This is a genomic window from Bacillus sp. 123MFChir2 (assembly GCF_000383235.1).
Lineage (GTDB): Bacteria > Bacillota > Bacilli > Bacillales > Bacillaceae_G > Bacillus_A.
Genome location: NZ_KB910971.1, coordinates 1 through 23256 on the forward strand (window position 1 = coordinate 1; position 23256 = coordinate 23256).

Annotated in this window: 13 protein-coding genes and 2 pseudogenes; 3 read left to right on the forward strand and 12 right to left on the reverse strand. The window is 30.6% G+C overall.

The genetic code is table 11. The features are described from left to right. Window positions 1-149: ATP-binding protein (locus H280_RS23945; protein ID WP_034303994.1), on the forward strand; the 149-nt coding region annotated here is incomplete at its 5' end. Window positions 150-284: 135 nt separating this feature from the next. On the opposite strand, the gene tnpB is transcribed toward H280_RS23945, so the two are convergent. Both tnpB and H280_RS0119085 read right to left on the reverse strand, forming a co-directional pair. After that, on the reverse strand, window positions 285-596 hold the full coding sequence (gene tnpB, locus H280_RS23950) for an IS66 family insertion sequence element accessory protein TnpB (protein ID WP_020062732.1): 312 nt from the start codon (window positions 594-596) through the stop codon (window positions 285-287). Beyond that, window positions 593-787 carry a hypothetical protein gene (locus tag H280_RS0119085; protein ID WP_020062733.1) on the reverse strand — a complete coding sequence of 65 codons (195 nt, stop codon included), beginning with the start codon at window positions 785-787 and terminating at the stop codon, window positions 593-595. Before H280_RS0119085 ends, tnpB begins: the two co-directional genes overlap by 4 nt. A gap of 70 nt (window positions 788-857) precedes the next feature. Between H280_RS0119085 and H280_RS23955 the strand changes: the two genes are divergently transcribed. Next, complete coding sequence (locus tag H280_RS23955) at window positions 858-1436, forward strand: IS3 family transposase (protein WP_020062734.1); 579 nt, start codon at window positions 858-860, stop codon at window positions 1434-1436. A gap of 113 nt (window positions 1437-1549) precedes the next feature. Here the strand turns inward: H280_RS23955 and thrS are convergent, their stop codons facing one another. From thrS to H280_RS0119120, 6 genes are all read right to left on the reverse strand, one after another. Further along, the gene (gene thrS / locus H280_RS0119095; RefSeq protein ID WP_020062735.1) at window positions 1550-3460 is read right to left on the reverse strand and encodes a threonine--tRNA ligase; all 1911 of its coding nucleotides are present in this window, start codon (window positions 3458-3460) and stop codon (window positions 1550-1552) included. 164 nt (window positions 3461-3624) lie between these two features. Beyond that, the gene (locus H280_RS0119100; protein ID WP_020062736.1) at window positions 3625-4419 is read right to left on the reverse strand and encodes a 3-keto-5-aminohexanoate cleavage protein; all 795 of its coding nucleotides are present in this window, start codon (window positions 4417-4419) and stop codon (window positions 3625-3627) included. A 41-nt stretch (window positions 4420-4460) separates the two neighbouring features. Next, window positions 4461-6083, reverse strand: coding sequence for a thiamine pyrophosphate-binding protein (locus H280_RS0119105; RefSeq protein WP_020062737.1), 1623 nt, complete (start codon window positions 6081-6083; stop codon window positions 4461-4463). A gap of 74 nt (window positions 6084-6157) precedes the next feature. Continuing rightward, on the reverse strand, window positions 6158-17032 hold the full coding sequence (locus H280_RS0119110) for a non-ribosomal peptide synthetase (RefSeq protein ID WP_020062738.1): 10875 nt from the start codon (window positions 17030-17032) through the stop codon (window positions 6158-6160). Between the two features lie 271 nt (window positions 17033-17303). Then, a complete protein-coding gene (locus H280_RS0119115) occupies window positions 17304-17996 on the reverse strand; it encodes a 4'-phosphopantetheinyl transferase family protein (protein WP_020062739.1) in 693 nt (230 codons plus the stop codon). 91 nt (window positions 17997-18087) lie between these two features. Beyond that, a complete protein-coding gene (locus H280_RS0119120) occupies window positions 18088-19353 on the reverse strand; it encodes an MDR family MFS transporter (RefSeq protein WP_020062740.1) in 1266 nt (421 codons plus the stop codon). A gap of 94 nt (window positions 19354-19447) precedes the next feature. Between H280_RS0119120 and H280_RS26775 the strand changes: the two are divergent. After that, a pseudogene (locus H280_RS26775) lies at window positions 19448-19833 on the forward strand (sigma 54-interacting transcriptional regulator); the annotation flags it as partial. Window positions 19834-20028: 195 nt separating this feature from the next. Here the strand turns inward: H280_RS26775 and H280_RS25860 are convergent. The 4 genes and pseudogenes from H280_RS25860 to H280_RS0119145 form a co-directional block, all read right to left on the reverse strand. After that, window positions 20029-20175, reverse strand: a pseudogene (locus tag H280_RS25860) (L-2-hydroxyglutarate oxidase); the annotation flags it as partial. Between the two features lie 144 nt (window positions 20176-20319). After that, complete coding sequence (locus H280_RS0119135; RefSeq protein ID WP_020062742.1) at window positions 20320-20823, reverse strand: low molecular weight protein-tyrosine-phosphatase; 504 nt, start codon at window positions 20821-20823, stop codon at window positions 20320-20322. A 153-nt stretch (window positions 20824-20976) separates the two neighbouring features. Continuing rightward, window positions 20977-21879 carry an aldo/keto reductase gene (locus H280_RS0119140; RefSeq protein ID WP_020062743.1) on the reverse strand — a complete coding sequence of 301 codons (903 nt, stop codon included), beginning with the start codon at window positions 21877-21879 and terminating at the stop codon, window positions 20977-20979. A 140-nt stretch (window positions 21880-22019) separates the two neighbouring features. Further along, on the reverse strand, window positions 22020-23255 hold the full coding sequence (locus tag H280_RS0119145) for an MFS transporter (protein ID WP_020062744.1): 1236 nt from the start codon (window positions 23253-23255) through the stop codon (window positions 22020-22022). Window position 23256 lies beyond the last annotated feature (1 nt).

Sequence of the window (23256 nt, forward strand, 5' to 3'; positions counted from 1 at the left end):
CATCGAATAAAAACCCAGAAGAATGGAGTCATTTGATGGGGGATCAAGGTATTACAACAGCAATCTTGGATCGTTTATTGCATCGTGTGGAAGTTATCCATATGGATGGAGACAGTTATCGTATGAAGAATAGGCAAAGCTTATTTTAAGCAGAATTGTAAAATGAAACTTAGCAGAAAGTGTAAAATTCGTCTTGACGGTTACACCAATTTTTACATCATTCTAAAATAAACATCTAATGAGGATTAAAAGTCGGAATAATTTTTTAGTCGGGATAAGGTTGCTTATTCCGAATTCTGAATAAGCAACCAGCGAAGCTCCTTTTGTGAGAGATTGCGTACTTCATTTTCATCTTTCGGCCATTGCATTTTGCCGTTGTCTAAACGTTTATAAAGCATGGCGAATCCATCCCCATCGAAATACAAACATTTATAGCGATCTTTACTCCACCCTGAAAATAAGAAAATGGAATCGTCATATGGATCAAGTTCGAAAGAATCTTGAATCAGTGTTGCCAGTCCATCAATTCCTTTTCGCATGTCTGTTTTACCGCAAATGATGTAAATATTTTTTACACTTGGATAATTTTGTTTCAACAGTTTTTCAACTCCCTCATGACTGTTTGGATGATGTGCTCATCTGCGCCGGTATAGAAGGAAATTTCAGCGTTAGCCGTTTTGATCGTGCAAGTAGGATTTGACGAAAGCACTGTTGGCTTTGTTGTGGAAGTATTTTTGTTTTCGGCATGTAATGTTACGGGGACAATATTTAGTTTTTGTTGCGACATATGAAGCACCTCCTTAAATTGATACATTCATCGTACCAGGAGGCGCTACGTGTTTATATGCGTTGTTTGATTGGGGGCTTACATTATTCGGAAGAAGCGTCGCTTCTTTAAAGGGAATTACTCCAATACGTTTCCAAATGTTTTAAACCGTGAATTCAAAGATCGTCAACAAAATGAAGCGCTTGTTACAGACATTACCTACCTACGATTTCAAGAGGGCTTTCGCTATCTTTCTGTCGTACAAGATATTTATAATAACGAAGTTGTTTCTTGGAAAATTTCCAAGCGTAATGATAATGAACTTGTATTAGATACAATTGAAATGTTGACACAAAAAAGAGATGTGCGTGGAACCATTCTCCATTCAGATCAGGGATTCCAGTACACATCTCATGCCTACAACAAACGACTTTTAGATTTAGGTATCATTGGCAGCCACTCTCGCAAAGGAAACTGCCATGATAATGCCTGTATCGAGTCATTTTTCTCCCATTTTAAATCGGAGATGTTGTATTTGAATCATTTTAAAACAGAAGCGGATTTAATACAAGCAATTGAAGAATATATTTACTTTTATAACTATAAACGTTTCCAAAAACGACTCAACCATCGAGCTCCGATAGAATATCGAATCTCGATGGCTGCTTAGTCTTTTTTATACTGTCTACTTGACAGGGATAAGACCAATCATGGGCTTTTTTCTAGTGTCCACGATTCGGGGTACAGTTCATTGCAAATTGGATACCCTCTTTTATATTAAATTTATATCATTTCACTTTTTAGTCTTTCTATAAATTTCTCTAATGACATTTCTTCCGATTCTTGTTCTCCATACTTTCGAACATTAATACTATTATTTAATTTTTCTTGATCTCCGAGGACGAGCATATAAGGATTTTTTTTCATTTGTGCTTCTCTTATTTTATATCCAACTTTTTCATCTCGGGCATCAACTTCCACACGAAATCCTAATTTTTGTAATTCAAGCTCAATATTCATTGAATAATCTAAATGTTCAATTGACGAAACAGGTATAATCTTCACTTGTACAGGTGCTAACCACGTAGGAAATGCTCCTGCATAGTGTTCAATTAATATACCGATAAAACGTTCAAGAGAACCATATATAACCCGATGTACCATGACAGGACGATGTTTATTTCCATCTTGTCCAATATAATTAATATCAAACCTTTCAGGCAAATTAAAATCTAGTTGAATAGTTCCTATTTGCCAAGTTCTACCGATAGCATCTTTTATTTTAAAGTCAAGTTTTGGACCGTAGAATGCTCCATCACCAGGGTTAATTTTATATTCAATATTTTTACGTCGTAAAACATTAGCTAATACTTTTTCAGAGAATTCCCAAATTTCATCAGAACCAATTGCATTATCTGGTTTTGTTGACAATTCTATATGATACTCAAATCCAAAAATTTCTTTATAGAACTTATCAATCAAATTAATAACTCTAATTATTTCATCTTCCACTTGATCTTCTCTCATAAATATGTGTGCGTCATCTTGCGTAAAATTGCGTACTCTAAATAAGCCATGTAAAGCACCACTAAATTCGTGTCTGTGTACCAAACCTAATTCACCCATTCGTATTGGAAAATCTCGGTAAGAATGTAAAGAATTCTGATACACTAAAATAGCACCAGGGCAACTCATAGGTTTTATAGCAAATTCTACTTCATCAATTTCTGACGTATACATATTTTCCCTATAATTAAACCAGTGTCCTGAAGTTTCCCAAAGTTGTTTATTTAACATTATTGGTGTTTTAATTTCAATATATCCAGCTTTTTCATGCTCCTTCCGCCATAACTCTTCTAATATATTACGTACGACCATTCCCTTTGGTAAAAAGAATGGAAAGCCAGGACCGTATTCACTAAGGAAAAATAATTCTAACTCTTTACCTAATTTGCGGTGATCTCTTTTATCTGCTTCTTCAAGAATATGTAGGTATTGAGCCAGATCTTCTTTAGTAAAGAAAGCCGTTCCATAAACTCGTTGAAGCATTTTATTATTGCTATCCCCTCGCCAATATGCACCAGCAACATTAAGTAATTTCACTACCTTAATTTTCCCCGTAGATGGGACATGCACTCCTCTACAAAGGTCAAAAAACTCACCTTGTTCATAAATTGTAACTTGCTCGTTCTCCGGAATGGAGTTTATTAACTCAATTTTGTATGTATCTCCAATTTCAGTGAAGCGACGTAAAGCTTCGTCCCTAGTAACTTCAACACGGTGAATTGGTATATTTGCATCAATAATTTTCTTCATCTCTTTTTCAATTAGTGGTAAATCCTCTGGTGTAAGTGATTTTTCTAAGTCCATGTCATAGTAAAAACCATTTTCAATTGTTGGACCAACACCAAACTTTACTTCTGGAAATAATCTTTTAACTGCTTGAGCAAGTAGATGTGCACTGCTGTGTCTTAAAATCTCTAATGAATCTTCATGTTCAGGTGTAATTATTTCAAGAGTAACATCTTCATATATTGGTCTAGCTAAATCTATTAAAGTGCCATTAATTTTTCCCGCGATAGCTTTCTTCTTTAAACTACTACTAACAGAACCTGCAATCTCTTCTGATGTGATTCCTGGTGGAAACTCCTTAATTAATCCGTCTGGAAATGTAATTTTAACCACGTCATTCATCTACCTTTCATTATTAACTCCTACTCCAAATAATTGAAGGGAAATTTTGTATGAATTAATCGCTCTAGTATCATATTGTACATAAGAGTATAAAATTAATTATCACCATATTTTTGGTAAATCAAACATTTATTAAAACAATATATGAATTCCAAAACTTATAATCATTTTAATCCTAAAATTAATTTAGTATCTTTTACACTTGCTACTTCTCTTCCTAAAGCTTTAGATAAATCTGCTACTCTTTTAACTAAAATACTATTATTGATGGCCAAATCATTTTCTTTATCATATACACTGTCTTCATATCCAATTTTTATGTGTGCCCCTAATAACAATGCCTGTCCTAATGTAATATATCCTTTTCTATTACATTCAACATAAAACCAATTTTCATACCCCTCTAAATATTCCGACATATATTGGATGTTTTTGGTTGTAGCAGGCATTTGACCAGGATATCCTAGGTTTATACTATAATAATACGGTATCTTTTCAGGCCAATTATTCAACAATTCCTTTGAATTGTTGAACATTCCCATATCAAACACACAAAATTCAGGTACCAAATTTAAATCTAAAGCAGTATTTAACTCATTTTCTATGTCTTTTCGTGTCACTTTTACAGCAGAATCAAATAAAGTTAATGATCCAGTACGTATCGCAACTGTCTTTAATTGGGGCCATTCATTGATATATTCTTTAATAGTATCAATATCACTATTACCTATATTAATGATTATATCACATTTTTCTTTTATTAACTCCAGTGTATAAAGATAATTCTCAATATTTTTTGTAGTCCGTCCTTTTTCATCCCTAACATGTAAATGCGCTATTGATGCCCCTTGTAAATAGCATTTATATACTTCATCAGCAATTTCTTCTGGAGTTAATGGATTATTAATTCCTTCTGTAGTAAAACTTGTTGGTGCAACACAAATAATTGTTTTTTTCATTATATATATCCTCACTGTTTACATTTTTACAAAATTTAATTTTATAATTTCCATTCTGGCCATATAATTCCATTAAACATTGGTAACCCTTTTGTTCGTACTTCGAGAATAAATGAATTTGATACTGAGTTTGCTTTGGCTAAAACATCATTCAAACTATCATTTTCTGCAAAATAATAATTAATACCAAAGGATTCTGCTAGTTTCTTATAATCGGGATTAGTAAGTTGAAAGTGTTCATTTTTCGACTTATAAATTTTGGTGTGTGTTTCATCTACTGAACCAAATAAATTGTTATTAAACAATATAACCTTTATAGGAATATTATATTTTAAAGCTGTTGAAATTTCTGTAAAGCCATATGAAAATCCACCGTCACCTGTGATGCAGACAACATCCTTACCACACACTGCAGCTCCAATTGCTGATGGTAAAGATCCACCTAATGTTCCAAAATTATTTGGCATATGTATACTAAATGGGAGCTCAGTTTTAAGATAACGTGTTAACCAATATGCATCTTGACACATGTCTAACGAAAATTGTGTTTCAATATCAAAATTGTTTCTTATAGAATTAACAACTTGCCAAACTTCTGGGACTGTCCTTTTTAGCCCATCATACCACTGCTCTTTTATATTTTCACAGAGCCCTTCTAATTCTTTCAATCTTTCTTCACTAGCTACTTGACTAACTTTAGGTAATAAAGCACATAAAAATTCATTTATATCACAGTTTAAAGTCTTTGAATTCTTATAATTTTTCTTTAACATAGCCCCTTCATTAGCTACATGATATACTTTTCCATCAATAGGAAGCATTGCATTTCTTGTTTCAAGTAGACTTAAACTTGTACCTAATGCTAATACAAAATCACTTTTTTCAGCTATTGCATCAAATGGCCTAGCTCTCTCCCAGATACAGCCTGCATTTAATGAAAAACTATCTGGTATAGCACCTTTTCCTTTTAATGTAGTTATAACTATTGCACCCATTTTTTTTGCCAGTTCGCATATGGCTTGTCCTGAATTAGAAAGATGCGCACCCCAACCAATATATATCACAGGGAATTTACAAGTTTTAATCTCTTTTATAACCTCTGAAATATAACTTTCGATATTTTTTTTAACAGGGATACCGTAATTAACATCTTCAAAAGTGAATTCAACAATTTCAGAGATTATATTACTAGGTATTTCAATGTAAACAGGCCTACACTGCCCATTTTTCATCTTAGAGATACATCTTGTTAGATAATCGACAAACTCTGAACCAGATTCAATTCGCAAGCAATCGTACGTAATATCTCTAAAAAGCGGCCTTGAATCCGGCAATTCATGGATGAGCCCTTTTCTTTGATCTAAATCCCAAGAATAGTTGTTAACACCAATTGCAATAAGCGGTAAAAATTCAGCATTTGCTTGAGCCACATGTGAAATCATACTTGTTATTCCAGGTCCAGCTGTTGAAACTACTATTGCAGGAAGACCAGTTGACTGAATATTTCCTAGGGCACCGAAACCAGCACCATATTCTGTTCTCCATGAAATTAAATTTGAATAATCTAATTTAGTTTCGGCGGATTTATATAAAGGCAAAATGTGTGCGCCAGGTACAGCATTTATTTTAATTTTTTCATTTTTTAAATAATCTAATATATCCATAGTATTAGCCTCCTAAATAAAATTCAACACTCTGATAATCAGGTTAAGCTCTTAACTAACCTGATTATCATGTTTTAATTAAAATCTAATTCCTTTATTTCTTTCATTTTATCTTTAATTATCCATGGAAGAACTACTCCTATTTTATTTTCCACAGAATAGGCTGTTATTGGATAATCAATAGACACATTAAGACGATTACTCTTTTTCATCTCACTCATTAGAATTAATTCTTCATCTTCTGTTAATTCGCCGATGTAATTAAAATTCATAAAAGTACTTATCATCAATTCTTGTAATTGCAAATCATATAATTTATTACCAAAAACAAGATCTCCAATATCAAAGCCTTCATTTATAAAAATTTCATTTTCGAATGAAACAACATCTTTATAGCACTCATTTATACTGTTAGTACTACATAATATTGGATGTGAAACATGACAATCACCAATCAAACGTTTGAATTTTTCATGATACACTCTACCATCTCTGATAATTTTGATTGGAATTTTATTTTCTTCAAATAATATTTCACAAATTTTCATTACAATGTATAAACTAAGGCCAAAGTTTTTATCTCCATTCGGAAGACCGTAGCTAACATCTTGATCGTAATAATACTGAAAACACTCTGAATTAAAAGAATTAACGTCAGTTTTTAATGTTTCAAATTTTCCCTTTAACTTTTTCACATTTAATAAATACTCTTCATAAGTGAGGTATTTTTTAATTTTTTCAATTTTCTCAATATTAGTATTTTCATTGATGGAATATATATATTCTTTGTATGTGCCTTTTTCAGTATCTGGTTTTGAATTTTCTTGGTTAATTTTTTTTAGATTATCAAAAAAATTAACCATCAGAATTTTTTTACTTGCACCATCAAAAATATTATGATCAACAAAAAACAAAATATCGTAATCTTTTTCATTCTTTTTTATAATTAATAGATTAAAGAGCAAATTATGAATAGGGTTTTGACTTATTAGTTTTTTAGTAGCATAGTCACATATTTTCTCTTCAATTTTCTGTTTTGTTTCTTCCGTATACATTGATAAATTAAGTACTTCCATGTCAAAATCCTTAATTTTTTCGTACTCAATAAAGTTAATACTATCTTTATTGTTATCAATTACAGATCTAAATACTGAGTCCATATTTAAGGTTTCTTTTAGTGCTTCTTTAATATGCTTTAAATTCATCTCATCAAAAACTTGAATTTTTGTAATCAGTATACTTTTAAATTTTTTTGTTATATAGGCATTTTGTAGATAGGATACTTTATATCTATCTACTATCTGCTTAGATTTAATCTCTAAATTTAAATAACTTGCTTGTCTATCGATATATTTTTCGATGATTTTATTATTAGTATCTTCACTTCGTATCTTATTTTCCGCTTGAATACGTTTAGGAACTACTTTATTTTCAAGCATGTGATTAAAAGGTCTAATATAATGCGGAAATTTACTTGGAGAAATATAATTTCTCAAGTAAGGAAATATTTCTTCATAAGATTTATTTGTATACAAAGTGATGTATTCTTTTTTATTTATTTGTACTTTCTTAAATTTATACTTCCCTCCGATTTCTTTTTCTAGATTTTTCTCAATTATTGCATAATCAAGAATTTCCATTTGCCCCTTAATCTTTTCGCTTATTAATTCAATTGTTGTATATCTGTATAAATCAGCGATAGGTATTTCAAGATTCAAACTATCCTTTATCCTCAAATGAAGTTTAATCACTAAAAGCGAATTTCCACCTATTTCAAAAAAGTCATCTTTAACTCCGATTTCTTCAATCCCTAATAACTCTTTCCAAATCAAATGTAGTAATTTTTCTATCTTATTAGAAGGTTTTTCATATTGCCGTTCAGGGATATTCACATTCATTTCCAATAGAGTCTTTCTATCTACTTTTCCATTAATTGTTTGAGGTAATTTTTCTAATTGAATGAAAACTACAGGTATCATATAATCCGGTAGTTTTTCTTTTAAAGAATTTTTTACCTCCTCCATATTTATTTTCTTATTTGATATAAGAAAAGCACACAAATAATTTTGATTTGCACTCACACTTTTTGCTACTACTACTGCTTCTTTTATTTCTTTATAGTTGAGTAGTGAATTCTCAATTTCCCCCAATTCTATTCTATGTCCTCTGATTTTCACTTGATTATCAATCCGACCCAAATATTCAATATTACCGTCTGGCAACCATCTAGCTAAGTCACCTGTCTGATACATTATTGTACCTGGTTCAAAAGGGTTATTAATAAACTTTTCACTTGTTAAATCTTGTCGGTTTAAATACCCTCTTGCTAGTCCTGCACCTGAAATATATAATTCTCCTTTAACACCTATAGGTACAGGTCCATTGCCATTTAATATATATAATTTTGTATTATCAATCGGCTTTCCTATTGGTACCACATTTGTAATTTCATGATTGCATTCAAAATAAGTCACATCTATTGTTGCCTCAGTTGGTCCATATAAGTTTATAAGTTTTATACTATTATCCATTCTTCTAAAAAATCTTGATACCTGACTATGATTTAATGCCTCTCCACTACAAAACACTTGACGTAAGCTAGAAAATGATTCATTATCATTATTTTCTTCTAAGTAAAATAGGAAAACATCAAGCATTGATGGTACAAAATGCATAGTTGTTATTTCATATTGTTTAATTGCCTCTATAATTTTTTGAGGATCTTTTTCATTATTAGGTCCTAGCATACAAACTTTAGCACCGACTATAGACCACCAAAGTATCTCCCATACAGAAACATCAAAGGCATAGGTCGTTTTTTGTAATATTGTGTCTTTTTCAGTTAATGGATATTTTTTTTGCATCCAATTTAATCTATTAATTAATGATTTATGTTCAATCATTACACCTTTAGGATTTCCGGTTGTACCTGAAGTATAAATTACATAGGCTAAGTCGCTAGATCTATTTATTTTTTCTAAATTATCTACTTTCCCTTCAAACAAAACACTATTAGATAAATCTAATATTTCGCCTTGAAATAGATTCGAACCCCCTATTAAAGTTTTTTTGCTTAGTAATACTTTACTTCCACTATCTTTCAATAGAAATTGTTTTCTTTCCTCCGGATAGTTAGGATCTATAGGTAAATAGGCACCTCCTGATTTCAATATCCCCATTATTCCTATTATCATTTCTAGAGACCTTTCAACCATTATACCTACAATAACATCCGATTTAACGCCCTTTTCTCTTAATACTCTTGCCAAACAGTTAGCCTTTTCATTTAATTCTCTATAGGTTAAATATTTATCTCCAAATATAACAGCTATTCCATCTGGTGTTTTTTCTACTTGCTCTTCAAATAATTCTTGGATGGCCTTGTCGTCAGGGAAATTTACCACTGTATCATTGAATTCGTTTATTTTTTGTAATTCACTCTCAGTTAAAAAATGAATATCTGATAGTTTAATATAACTATTTTTAACAATTTCTTTTAATATTTTAGTAAAGTGCTTAAACATTCTCACTATGGTTTCTTTATTAAACAATTTCGTACAATAATTAAAATTGAGCTCTAATGTCTTGGTTCTTTTTATTACATTTAATGTTAAATCGAACTGAGATGTAAGGTTTTCAAAATCATATAACTTAAGCATAACTTTATCTAGCACTATATCCTGACTTTCAATAGTATCTTCAACATTAAACAAAACATCAAACAAAGGGTTTCTACTTGTATCTCTTTTGATACTTAACTTATCTATAAGCTTTTCCAACTGATAATCTTGATTTTCGTATGCTGTCAATAGATTTTCTTTTGTTTCTTCTAAAAGTTCAATATATTCCTTCTCACCTGATGGATTACTTTTAATAGCTAATGTATTTACAAACATCCCGACTATATTTTGTAGGTCTACATTTTGCCTTCCTGCAACTGGTACCCCAACAACAATTTCCTCTTGCCCACTATATTTTGAAAGTAAAATATTAAATACTGATAATAGCACCATGTGTATTGTACTACCTGTTTTCCTTGAAAGTTTTCTTAATCCTTCAGTTATTTCTTCATTAACTGTGAAATTTAGGTTAGCCCCTTCATATGATTTAATTGCTGGCCGTTCATAATCATAAGGAAGATTTAACACTGGTATTTCACCTTTAAATATATTCATCCAGTACTCTTCTTTTTCTCTTATTACTTCTGACTCTAACAATTCATTTTGCCATTTTGCAAAATCTTTATATTGAATTCTTAAGGGGGCTAATTCCTCTCCGTTGTAAAGCGCTTTAAATTCTTTCAAAATAATATTCATTGATATCCCATCAGAAATAATATGGTGCATATCCATTAATAAAAATGTTTTCCCATCAGTTTCTATAAGCTCAGCCCTAAATAAAGGTGCCTTTTCTAATTCAAATGGCTTAACAAATCCTCTTAGGACATTCTCTACATCTTTATTTTCTTTTCTAAAAGTAAGTTTAAATTCATTTAAGGATTTAAACTTCTGTACTATTTTATATTCATTCATTTTAAAAGAAGTCTTAAATATTTCATGTCTGTTCATTAATTTTAGAAATGCTTTTTCTATTCTATTGACATCAACCTCTCCGCACACCTCCATTATGATCGGCATGTTATATGCCGTACTTTCTCCATTAAATTTTTGTAACATATACATCCTTTTTTGAGCAGATGATGCTTGATAGTATTCTTTCTCTTTCGATTTCTCTATCCTTAAAAACTTACTCTTTTGGGCATTTTTAATAAATCCAATTAACCCATTGACTGTTGGATTACTAAATAGCACCTTCAATGGTATTACTACATCTAGCTCTTTATGAATTTTAGTCATAAGTAGCGCTGCCTTTAATGAATGCCCTCCAAGTTCAAAAAAGTTATCGTTTATACCTATTCTTTCGACACTAAGAACGTCTTCCCAAACCTTCACCAACAGTTCTTCTACTTTGCTTCTTGGAGCTTCATATTTGTTTAAATATTCATCTCTATTTAATTCTGGAAGAGCCCTTCTATCAAGCTTCCCATTTAATGTCAAAGGGAGTTCCTCTATTTGTTTAAAGTATGACGGAATCATATATTCAGGTAGGCTTTCCTTTAAATAGTCCTTCAAGTTCAGTTCACTAATCACTGACCCACTTACTATATATGCACAGATGTATTTTTCTTTTCCATGATGCTCTTTTACAACAACCGCAACTTCTTTGATTTTTTCATGTTGTAATAATTTATTCTCAATCTCTCCGAGTTCTATTCTAAAACCTCGAATTTTAACTTGATTATCTATTCTCCCCAAACATTCAATATTACCATCAGGTAACCACCTCGCCAAATCACCTGTTCTATACATCTTTTTTCCATGTTCAAATGGATTATCTACGAACTTTTCATTCGTTAATTCACAACGGTTTAGATACCCTCTTGCTAATCCATCTCCACTTATACAAAGTTCACCAGGTACTCCTATTGGCATTAATTTTGAGTTTCCATCAACAATATATACTTTTGAGTTAGAAATAGGCTTTCCTATTAATACCGAGTTTTTATATTTATTTCTATAATTATAACTATGAACCACACATCCAACCGTTGCTTCTGTTGGTCCATACTCATTTATAATATCTACTCTATTCTCAAATAAATCACTTGTATTTTTCGCCAATTCTTCTGTTAGGTCTTCTCCACCTACAATAATTTTCTTAATTGACTTGTTTAAATATTTCATTTCTTTTATTAAACCCAAGTGAGCAGGTGTTAACTTAACTATAGAACTATCATTGCCTAAAAACACATCATTTACTAATTCATGAATATCGCCATCGCTATATATAACCATTGTATTTCCGCTTACAAGAGGAGTAAATATTGATGTTATTGTTAAATCAAAAGAAACTGATGTATAAAATGGCATATAAAATTTCTCATTAATACCATACTTGTTTTTTGAAAATACCACATAGTTAACTAAAGATTTATGTTCAATCATTACACCTTTAGGATTACCTGTCGTACCTGAAGTATAGATTACATACGCTAAATCTCTTGATGTATTTATTTTTTCTAAGTTGCTTGATTCTTCTTTAAATAAATGTTTATCCAATAAATCTAAGATTTCCCCTTTAAACTCTATATTAGTTGTTAAACTGTCACTACTTAATAACACCTCACACCTACTATCATCCAAAATAAAGTTTATTCTTTCCTTTGGATAACTAGGATCTATAGGTAAGTAAGCGCCTCCCGCTTTCAAGATTCCCATTATACCTATTATTAATTCGGGCGATCTTTCTACCATTATTCCAACTATAGAATCAGCCTTTACACCTTTTCCCCTTAGCACTCTTGCCAAACTGTTTGCTTTCTCATTTAACTCCCTATATGTCAGTTGTTTATTCTCTAATGTTACAGCTATACTATTTGGTGTCTTTTCTACTTGCTCTTCAAATAATTCATGAATTGTCTTTTCTTCAGGATATTCCGCTTTGGTATTATTAAATTTGTATAATATTTTATCCCTTTCCTCTTTCATAAGTAATTCAATTTCAGATATTTTTTTTTCCGGATTAATGGTTATTTCATCTAATATTTTTAAGAAATGATTCTTCATTCTTTTTATAGTTTCTTTTTTAAATAATTTCGAACAATACTCCAAACTAAATTTAAAAATATTATCTTTTTCCAATACATTTAATGTCATATCAAATTTTGAATTGGTACTATTGTAATCTATACGTTTTAACAAAAGTTCGTCTAATTTAATATCAGCTGTATTCTCTATATCCACAATATTAAGCATAATATTAAATAGTGGATTACTGTTTATGTTCCTCTCAATATTTAATCTTTCTACTAATGTTTCAAATTGATAATCTTGGTATTCATATGCCTTTAATGAGTTGTTTTTTACTTCTTTTAAGAAATTTATATACTTTTTACTTTTCTCTGGCTTATTTCTTAAGGCTAATGTATTTACAAACATTCCTACTATATTCTCAAGTTCCAAGCGTGATCTTCCTGCAACAGGTACTCCTATTACTATATCTTCTTGTCCACTATATTTTGAAAGAAGAATATTCAAGGCAGAAAGCATTACCATATGAATCGTAGTTCCTGTTTTTTTGGCAAGTATTCTTACCTCATCTGATCTTTTTTCACTCAAGTGAAAATTTACAGTGTCACCTTCAAATGTTTTATGTGCTGGTCTTTCATAATCATACGGTAAATCTAAAACTGGTATTTGGTCATTAAATAAATTCAACCAGTACTCTTCTTGCTGCTTTATCTTTTCCGATTTCAAGTAATTATTCTGCCAAGTAGAAAAATCTCGATATTGTAAATTCGATGGGGCTAATTCTTCCCCATTATACAGGGCGATAAACTCCTTTATTAAAATATTAATAGATATTCCATCTACTATTATGTGATTCATATCTATTAATAAGTAGACTTTCCCTCTACTTTTTACAAGTTCAACTCTTAAAAGTGGTGATTGTTCTAAATTAAAGCATCTAATGAATTCTTTTACAATCATATTTATGTCTTTATTATTTTCACTCTTAACAAGAGTAAAGTCATAGGATTGATCAATCTTTTGTACTATTTCACCTTCAATTGGTGCAAAATAAGTCCTTAAGCTTTCATGTCTTTTAACTAGTTCTTTAAAGGTTTTTTCCATTTTTCCTTTATCAACATCCCCCTCTATTTCAAAAAGAAGAGGTATATTATATGCTGTATTATCCTCAAAAAATTGTTGGACTAGATACATTCTTTTCTGAGCAGAGGATGCTCCATAACTATCTCTTTCATCTACTTTCTCTATTATTGAATACATATTTTTATCTATTTTTTCTATCAAAATTCTTTGTTCCTTAATAGTTGGTGAATTAAATATGTCCTTTATCGTTATTTCTTTATTTAGTTCTTTATGGATCTTAGCTATTATTGTTATTGCATTTAATGAATTTCCACCCAAGTCGAAGAAATTATCATTTGTGCCTATTTTTTCAACTCCAAGGGTAATACTCCAAATATTCGTCAAAATTTCTTCTAATTTGTTACTTGGGGCTTCATATTTATTTAAAACTATCTCATTTACATTGGGTTTTGGAAGTGCTTTTCTATCCAGTTTCCCATTAAGTGTTACGGGCATTCTTTCGAGATTGACAAAATATGACGGTATCATATACTCTGGCAAATTTGTGCTTAAATAATCTTTAAGCTCTAAATCACTATATTCACGCATGCATACAATGTACGCACATAAGCACTTCCCTTTTTCCACATTATCTCTTACAACAACTACTGCTTCTTTTATATCTTTATGCTGTAGTAACCTATTTTCTATCTCTCCTAATTCTATTCTAAATCCCCTTATTTTCACCTGGTTATCTATTCTACCTAAAAACTCAACATTTCCATTAGGCAACCATCGCGCTAAATCTCCAGTCTTATACATTTTCTTTCCTATTTCAAATGGATTATCAACAAACTTTTCCTTTGTTAACTCTGGTTTATTAATATAGCCCCGTGCTAATCCGTCACCACTAACACATAATTCACCCGGTGTACCTATGGGCATTAAATTATTATCCTTATCAATTATATAAACTTTTGAATTTGAAATCGGTTTTCCAATTGGGATGTTTAGATAATACTCATCATCAACCAAAAAAGTCGTAGAGAATGTTGTATTTTCAGTCGGTCCATACCCATTGATTATTTTTAAATCACTATATTTATTCCTTATTAAATTAATATATTTTGTTGATAAAACATCCCCGCCCACCAATAAACAACGTAATTTTTCAAATATTTTATCGTTTTCATCAGCTAATTGATTAAACAATTCGGATGTTAACCATAATGTAGTTATCTTATTTCTAATGATAGCTTTTTCTAATAAAAAAGGTGATAGTAAAGTTTCAGTTTTAATCAAACACAACTGTAAGTTATTTAATAATGCACCCCAAATTTCAAAAGTAGATGCATCAAACATTATAGAGCCTGTTTGAAGTATTCTATCATCATCTTTAAATGAGATAAAACTTGCATTTTTAACTAATCTTATAATATTTTTATGTACACACATTACACCTTTTGGATTTCCAGTGGTCCCCGATGTATATAATATATAAGCTAAATTATCAGAATTATTTGCAATCTCTAAATTATGTGTTTCCTCCTGAAACAATTCCTTGTTCGACAGATTTACAACATCTCCATTGAAATCAATTTTCTTTAATAAATCATTTGTTGAAAGCAACAGTTCACATCTGGAATCATTTAAAATATAGTTAATTCTCTCATCAGGGTATTCTGGATCTATTGGCAGATAAGCGCCCCCGGCTTTTAGTATCCCAATTATACCGATCACCATTTCTAGTGATTTTTCAGCCATGATCCCTACAATTGATTCTGCCTTAACTCCTTTACCTCTTAAAACTCTTGCTAGTGAATTTGCTTTTTCATTTAACTCTTTATAAGTTATTTGTTGGTTCTCAAATACAACAGCTATTCTATTTGGAGTCTTATTTACTTGCTCTTCAAATAATTCTTGAATAGTCTTCTCTTCAGGATATTCTACTTTTGTGTCGTTAAACTCATAAAGAATTTGTTCCTTTTCAGCTTTAGATAATAGCTCTATTTCTGATATCTGTATATTTTTATTATTCATACCATTCTCTAGTATTATATTTAAATATTCAGCTAATTTTACCACTTCAGATTCATTAATTACTTCAGGATTGTAGCTATATTTACAAACAAAACTATTGTATGTTGATACTTCCAAAGCCATTTTATAATTGGTTTTATCATATAATGAATAATCCTCAATGCATAGTTTACTTTCTTTGTTACAATTTTTCTCTATAGGCTTATCTTCTATAGTAACTGTAGAACTGATAAATTCTTTATTTATTTCCTTACTTAAATATCTTTCGATGTCAATTAATGGTGTATTTTCAAAATACTTTCTTTCATTTAATGACTTTTCAATATTACAAATTAATTCCATAAACGTAATAGAAGTTGAATCTACTCTTAGAGGAATTCTATTAATAAATAATCCAACAGCATTTTCAATATTTTCATTTCTTAATGATACTGTTGTACCAAATAATGCTTCATTTGAATTATTCAACTTTTGTAAAAGTACTCCCCATACCCCATAAAATATCGCTGACAAAGATATCCTATGTTCATTAGCAAATTGTTTAATTTTATCCGATTTACTAGCAGAGAAACTATAAAAATATTCTTTTATTATATTGTTATTTTCAGAATAAAATAAATCTTTATCCATTTTTAATCCTTCGAAATAATCAGACCAAAATTTTTTTTGTTCATTCTTATCAATAAGATTTGTCCTATTCATGAAGTCAACAAACTTTATTTTATTTATTTTTGAAGGCTTAAGCCCCTTATATACATTGTTATATGTTTCTATTAATTCTTTTAAAATAATATTATTACTCTGTCTATCATATATAATATTATGATTGCTAATTATCATTTCATACTTATTTTCATCTAACTTGCATAAGTAAATTCTTAATGTTTCTTTAGTAATATCTATTCCCCGTTTTAAATCATTCGATTTAATTTTTTGAAGTTCTACATACTTTTCTGCTTTTCTTGTCAGGTCATAATATTTGATTTGAACTCTATTTTTTTTAAGAGTAATTTGTTCTGGTTCATTTAATTCTTCCCATCTAAAAACAGTTCTTAACATTTCATTTGAGTTTATTACACAGTCCCATGCTTGTTGTAGAATATTTAATTTTATATCACCCGAAAGCGTTAAACTTAACTGTTTAATATATTCTCTTTTTTTATCAGTAATATAATCAAACAATATCGCTTGCTGAATACTAGTTAGTGAACTGATATTTTCTATATTATCTTTTTCAAGCTTTTGGATTATTCCCACTCGACTCACCCTTCTATTAAAAAATTTATGATTTTCAATTAATTCTATGTAATTATCTTCGCTGTAATAACTTATACTACTTTTGTATTATTTCTCCAAAACACTTTCATTCATTAATTAATCTGTTCTTACACGGTATTTGACTGCATACTCAATATTAAAGATGCCATTTTTTTAACTATCCCCTTCATCCTTTATTTCTCTTACTTCCCACATTCTATAACACAATAAAATTTAGCTAATACAGGATAAGTAATGATACCTTTTTCACCTAATTTTCTTTTAAAAAGCTGTTTATTAATATATCTCCATCTATTTTTATAACGTTGTTGGAAATTTCAGAATTAACCGAGCAAACAGCCATCTTATAACTTGACCCTATATTAAACATTTTTAATTTATAATCTTTATATTCACTATAGGATATTACTTTAATATCCTCCATATTGTTTAATTCAATTGAAAATGAATTTAGCGGAACTGATAGACCTTGTCCTATACATTTTAAATAACTCTCCTTCAGAGTCCAGATTTCATAAAATTTATCTAATTCGAGGCTTATATCACCGTTAAACACATAATTTTTTTCGTTTTCTGAAAAAAAACTTTTAACCACATCTTTATATTCAATGTTTTTTACTTGTTCAATATCAATTCCTATAGGCTTTTCATCTAATGCACATACTACTAAATTCCCTGAGTGAGATATATTAAAATTAAAATTTGAATAGCCTTCTAAATAAGGTTTACCATATTTATTTTTCTTAAATTTAATTTGTTTCTGTTTAATCCCTAATCGCTCAGCCACAATAGACCTTATAAGTATCTCACCAACCATTGTTCTAACACTATCTTTTATATTAAGAAAATTTTTCGACGTTTTTTCATCTAGATCACTCCATAAAAGCAGTTTATTTAATATTTCTTGATTAATATTTATAATTTCTACAGTATAAATCACCATATAATTCCTCATTTTTTGTTATTAATTATTATCATAAAATACACTATTGCTATTTTTTGTGAAAAATAAATTTATATTCTGATATATTATTCTAAAAGGTTTTATATTCTAGTTTCCGTTCTTGTTTTGACTCACTTAACTTAAAGCTATACCTAAAAAGTAGAAAAGAAACAAATCCGCTTATAGCAAGCACAATTAGCATTCCCTGACTTCCTATCCAACTATACAAAGTAATACCTAATGCACCGATTAAATTACACAGTTGATAACTAATCGAACTAAAAGCACTATATGCACCTCTAGCACTTTCATTCATTAATTCAGCTCGCATTGTTGATTGAATAGGAGTATAAATAATTTCTCCAATTGTATTGATAAAACCTGCTATAAAAATGACCCATACTATATTTGAAAATCCTAGGAATAAGTAACCTACCGTATAACATGCGATACCGATGTATAACATGTTTTTTTGATTGGATTTACGAATCCATGCCGACACAAACAGAGTAAATAATACAACCAATACTGTGTTTTGGCTTAAAAGAAACCCTACAACTTTAATGCCATCTAAATGAATTTTAGGAAAACTTAACAAATGAAGGTCAATTGGTGTAAACTCATGTGATATTCTAATTGCAATATAGTTTGCCCCATGATTTTCTAGTGACCATAAAAATACTATTGCAAATGTAAAGGCCATAAAGGCTTTATCTACAATTACTACCTTATAACTATTTATCATATCCCGAATAACATGTACTTTTTCTACAACTGTTTTAGGAACATACTCATCTGTCATGACAAAAATGACCATAAATAATGTTATTCCAGAAGTGACTGTTAACCCAATGAAAAGCTCAAACCGGTGTTCGTTGAAAAAGAGGCCTCCAAGCAGAGATCCAATCATAGCAGCAACATTCAATGACCAGTATGTGAGGCTATACATAAAATTACGATTTTCCTTGGTACTACTATCAATTAAGATAGCTTCTGCAGCTGGACCTACTAAGCTATTACAGATACTATTAATGGTGAACATAACAAACGTTATCCAAACTGATTCAAACCATGGAGAATTAGCTATTGTCATTAAAGAATAAGCTATAATATTAATAACCAATCCCATGGCCATAACTCTCTTTCGACCAATTTTGTCTGCTAAATATCCTCCATAGAATCCACTGAATATCCCAAGTATAACATTAAGACACAATAATACTCCTGTTAATGCTGTCCCAAGCCTTTCTGAGAAATAAATAGCCATAAACGGGAAAATCATTGAACCAACAATCCTCATAAAAAAGGATGTAATCACCCTAGTCTTAATATTCCTATGCAATGATGAAAAATTCAAAATATTACCTCCTCAACATTATTATACCTAAAAATATTCAAAAAATGAAGAATGATTCAAAAACAAAAAATATTCCAAGCTCAAATGTGACACTAATGAAAAAAACGAACTAGTTGGTTCTATGTCTGTCGAAAAAGTTATTACCGCTACAATCAAACTAAATGAAAAATCGTCCCCTACTTCTGAAAAATTACAGCAACTAAAGCAAATGATACAAAATCAACGAGATGCCGCCTTCAGCAATATAAAAGGAAATAACGGCGCAATTCAGCATATTATTCACACCATGAACAAGGTAGCAAAGACAGATGCAACGATTTTAATCACTGGAGAAAACCGCGTTGGGAAGGAACTATTTGCCCAAGCGATTCATGATGCAAGCCTTAGAAACAAAACTGTATTTCTATTAATTGCGGTGCTATTCCTGCTGCTCTATTTGAAAGTGAGTTATTCGGTTATGAATCAGGAGCATATACTGGCACTAGAAATATAGAATTACTTTCAAGAAAGATCACTCTTAGATATATCGATGATTCGACACAGAATATTGAACACTCAACAAATCCCGACAACTTGTTTCATACCAACTCATCCAAGATCGTCACCTCAAAAAAATAAAGATTCCCCGGCAGCCCAGGGGATCTACTAAACTTTCACGTACACAACGTCCGGTACCTATTTGGCGATTCCTTCTCCAATTTTCAGACTAGCTGTTGCAGCCAGAGACCGTGTGTTGCAAATGTGCATAGAGTTTATCCCAGAGATGACGCAAAAATCATCTACCATGTTTCCGTTTGATAAAATGGCTTGTTCCCTTACGCCACAGCCATGAACTTAAGAAGTACATGGCTCCTAAAAACATAATAATGAACTAAATTCCCACGGACAACAATGAAGAGACAAAACTTTCGTTTTGGGGATATTTTAAAATCTTACCTTACTGGATATGCTATTAGAAAGATAACATTACTTGTTAATAGCTCGTTTAGTAATAGATATAGTAGCAATATTATTCTCATGAATTATAGTGTTTAATAAATGATGACATCCTTCTAAGAGCATTTCATAAACCTCTTCAAAACCGCCATGTAAATAGGGATCTGGTACCTCTTCCCACTTACTATTAGTAATATATTGAGATAGAAGTTTTACATTTGTTTTTAAATCTTGATTTGCATTATTAATATCATAGATATTTTTTTTATCCATTGCGATTACATAATCAAAATTCCTCAAATCCTCTGGAGTAATTTGCCTAGCTTTAATTCCTTCAAATGATATATTATTCTTCAATAGTACTTCTTGAGTTTTAATATATGGAGCTTCACCTCTATGCCAATCTCCTGTACCCGCTGAATCTACAATAATATGTTTCTCAAGGTTCTGTTCTGTTACTAGATTCCGAAAAATCGCTTCAGCCATCGGGGAACGACAAATGTTACCTAAACATAAAAATAATACCTTATTCAATCAGATCACACCTTCTATAATTTAATATAAAACTATAAACTCAGATAAATTTTTTCATTTATATTTCTAATGGAGTAGCACCAACAAAATGCGAATTTCGTATACCAAGGATTTTTCGAGTCAAAAAATTTGGCTTTACAGTACGCTACTAAGTTACGGTAACCTATACCCCAATGATGATTGGTAAATATCAAACCATTGCTGTCGAGAAAGATTTAGGTTCAAGGATTGGATAGCGCTATCAATCCTATCATATTTTCCAGAACCAATAATTGGCATTATTTTTGCTGGATGCGCTAATAACCAGGAATAAAGTACTTTATCAGGGTTATTTGTATCAATCTCTAGTTGTATTTGGGAAATCTTTTGTCGAAGACGTATTGCTTTTTCAGATTTCGAAGTAAAAATCTCTCCTCCTGCAAGTGGTGACCATGCCATTGGTGGTATACGTTTTTCTTGACATAAATCAAGTGTTCCATCTTCAAAGTTCTCAAGATTATAAGCTGACAGTTCAATTTGGTTTGTAACAAGTGGAAAATCTAAATACGATTGTAACAAGTTGAATTGTGAATATTTAAAATTTGAAACTCCGAAATTAAGAACCTTGCCATCTTTTTTTAAAATATTAAAAGCTTCTGCAACCTGCGTAGGATCCATTAATGGATCCGGGCGATGTAATAATAATACATCAATAAAATCAGTTTGAAGTGCCTTGAGAGATTGTTCCACTGAATGAATAATATGTTCTTTGCTTGTATCGTAATGGAAAACTCTATGGTTTGGTCTGCCATCTGTTACGATTTTTATATCCGTTTTAGTTACAATTTCAATTTTTTCACGAAGAGAAGGCTTCAATGATAGGGCGTCACCAAACAACTTTTCACAGGTGTAACCCCCATAAATATCCGCATGGTCAAATGTAGTAATACCTCTTTCCAAACAATACTCAATTAACTCTAGGGTTTCTTCTCTGGTATATCCCCAATTAGATAATCTCCACAAACCGTAAATCATGCGGGAAAAAGATAAGTTATCAGTAATTTGTACACGTTCCATAAAACTAATCCCCCATTTAAAATATTGTAATTAAGCCATAAACCTATATAATATCCTTATCTCTTCCAAATTAAAATTCAATTGACAATCCTTAGCAACACCACAATCTAATTCATACCTTAAAATTGAAATATTGTACACTAGATTATCTTACTATTTATTTCACGGGATCTTTCCACTCGTTTTAATTTAAATACTGGAAATGAGATAATAAATGCACAAAATATGAGTAAACCAATAAATCCATAAACAATTCGTAATGAAAGTAGATCTCCCAAATATCCAATTCCTAAGTATACAGCTAAACTTATAAAATCAATTACCATATAAATAGTACTTTTCACTCTTCCTTGTAGCTTATTTTCAACCTCCGATTGAATTATAGTATCAATTTTTATTCGTATATTTACAAAAAGTAGCCCCATCAAGAAATACCCTATCATAGCTTGAATTAGATTTTGAGAAATGGAGAATAAAAGAATGATAGGTGATAACACTAAAAAACCACATTTTATAATATTACTATCCTTAAACTTATTGAAAAAAACAGATAGTAATAAAGCCCCTCCTACAATAGCTCCTGCTGCCCATGCTGCATCTATTAACCCAAAACCAGTTGATCCTACCTTTAAAACTTCTTTTGAATAAGCAGGTAAAATAATATTAGTTGTGTAAAATGAAATATAGAGAAAAACTTGTAAAACAGATATTCCAATTATATATGGACGATACTTCAAATAATTTAATCCAAGGATGTATTCTTTTAATACTTTCTTTCTTTTCGATTGGTTTTGTGGATGAACTATACCACTCCGTACAAAAATCGTAAATATAGAAGAGATAAAAAAAGTAGCCGCATTAATCCATATATTAAATATTGGATTAATGTACATAATTAGAACTCCACCTATACCTGCACCTACTAACAATCCAGTTTGCGCAAAAATATTACTTAGTGAATTAGCAGATAATAAATGTTTTTCAGGTACAATTTCCTTAACTAGTCCACCTGAAGCAGGATAATAGAAACGATTTCCAATTGATAAGAAAAAACCAACGATATACAAATGCCCAATCTCCAGTTTATCTAAATAATAAAGTAGAGGAATTACCAAAAGTAGAAATCCTCTAAAAATATCCCCAGCAACACAAATTATTCTCCTATCCCACCTGTCAATACATACACCTATTATTGGAGAAAAGAGAATACCTGGAATTGCTGAAATAGCCAATAACCATCCCATGGCAGATGTGGTACCCGAAAGCAGAAGAACTAACCAAGAAAGCGCAATAAAGTACATGCCATTACCAATAAATGTAATGGTATTTCCTATAAAGAAATTAAGGAAATTTTTATTCCTCAAAACTACATGCATT

Bases quoted from the DNA above. Each gene is read 5' to 3' on its own strand.
- H280_RS0119145 (WP_020062744.1), bottom strand. From the start codon at position 23,255: ATGCATGTAGTTTTGAGGAATAAAAATTTCCTTAATTTCTTTATAGGA.
- thrS (WP_020062735.1), bottom strand. From the start codon at position 3,460: ATGAATGACGTGGTTAAAATTACATTTCCAGACGGATTAATTAAGGAG.
- H280_RS0119100 (WP_020062736.1), bottom strand. From the start codon at position 4,419: ATGAAAAAAACAATTATTTGTGTTGCACCAACAAGTTTTACTACAGAA.
- H280_RS0119115 (WP_020062739.1), bottom strand. From the start codon at position 17,996: ATGGTGATTTATACTGTAGAAATTATAAATATTAATCAAGAAATATTA.
- H280_RS0119085 (WP_020062733.1), bottom strand. From the start codon at position 787: ATGTCGCAACAAAAACTAAATATTGTCCCCGTAACATTACATGCCGAA.
- H280_RS0119105 (WP_020062737.1), bottom strand. From the start codon at position 6,083: ATGGATATATTAGATTATTTAAAAAATGAAAAAATTAAAATAAATGCT.
- H280_RS0119140 (WP_020062743.1), bottom strand. From the start codon at position 21,879: ATGGAACGTGTACAAATTACTGATAACTTATCTTTTTCCCGCATGATT.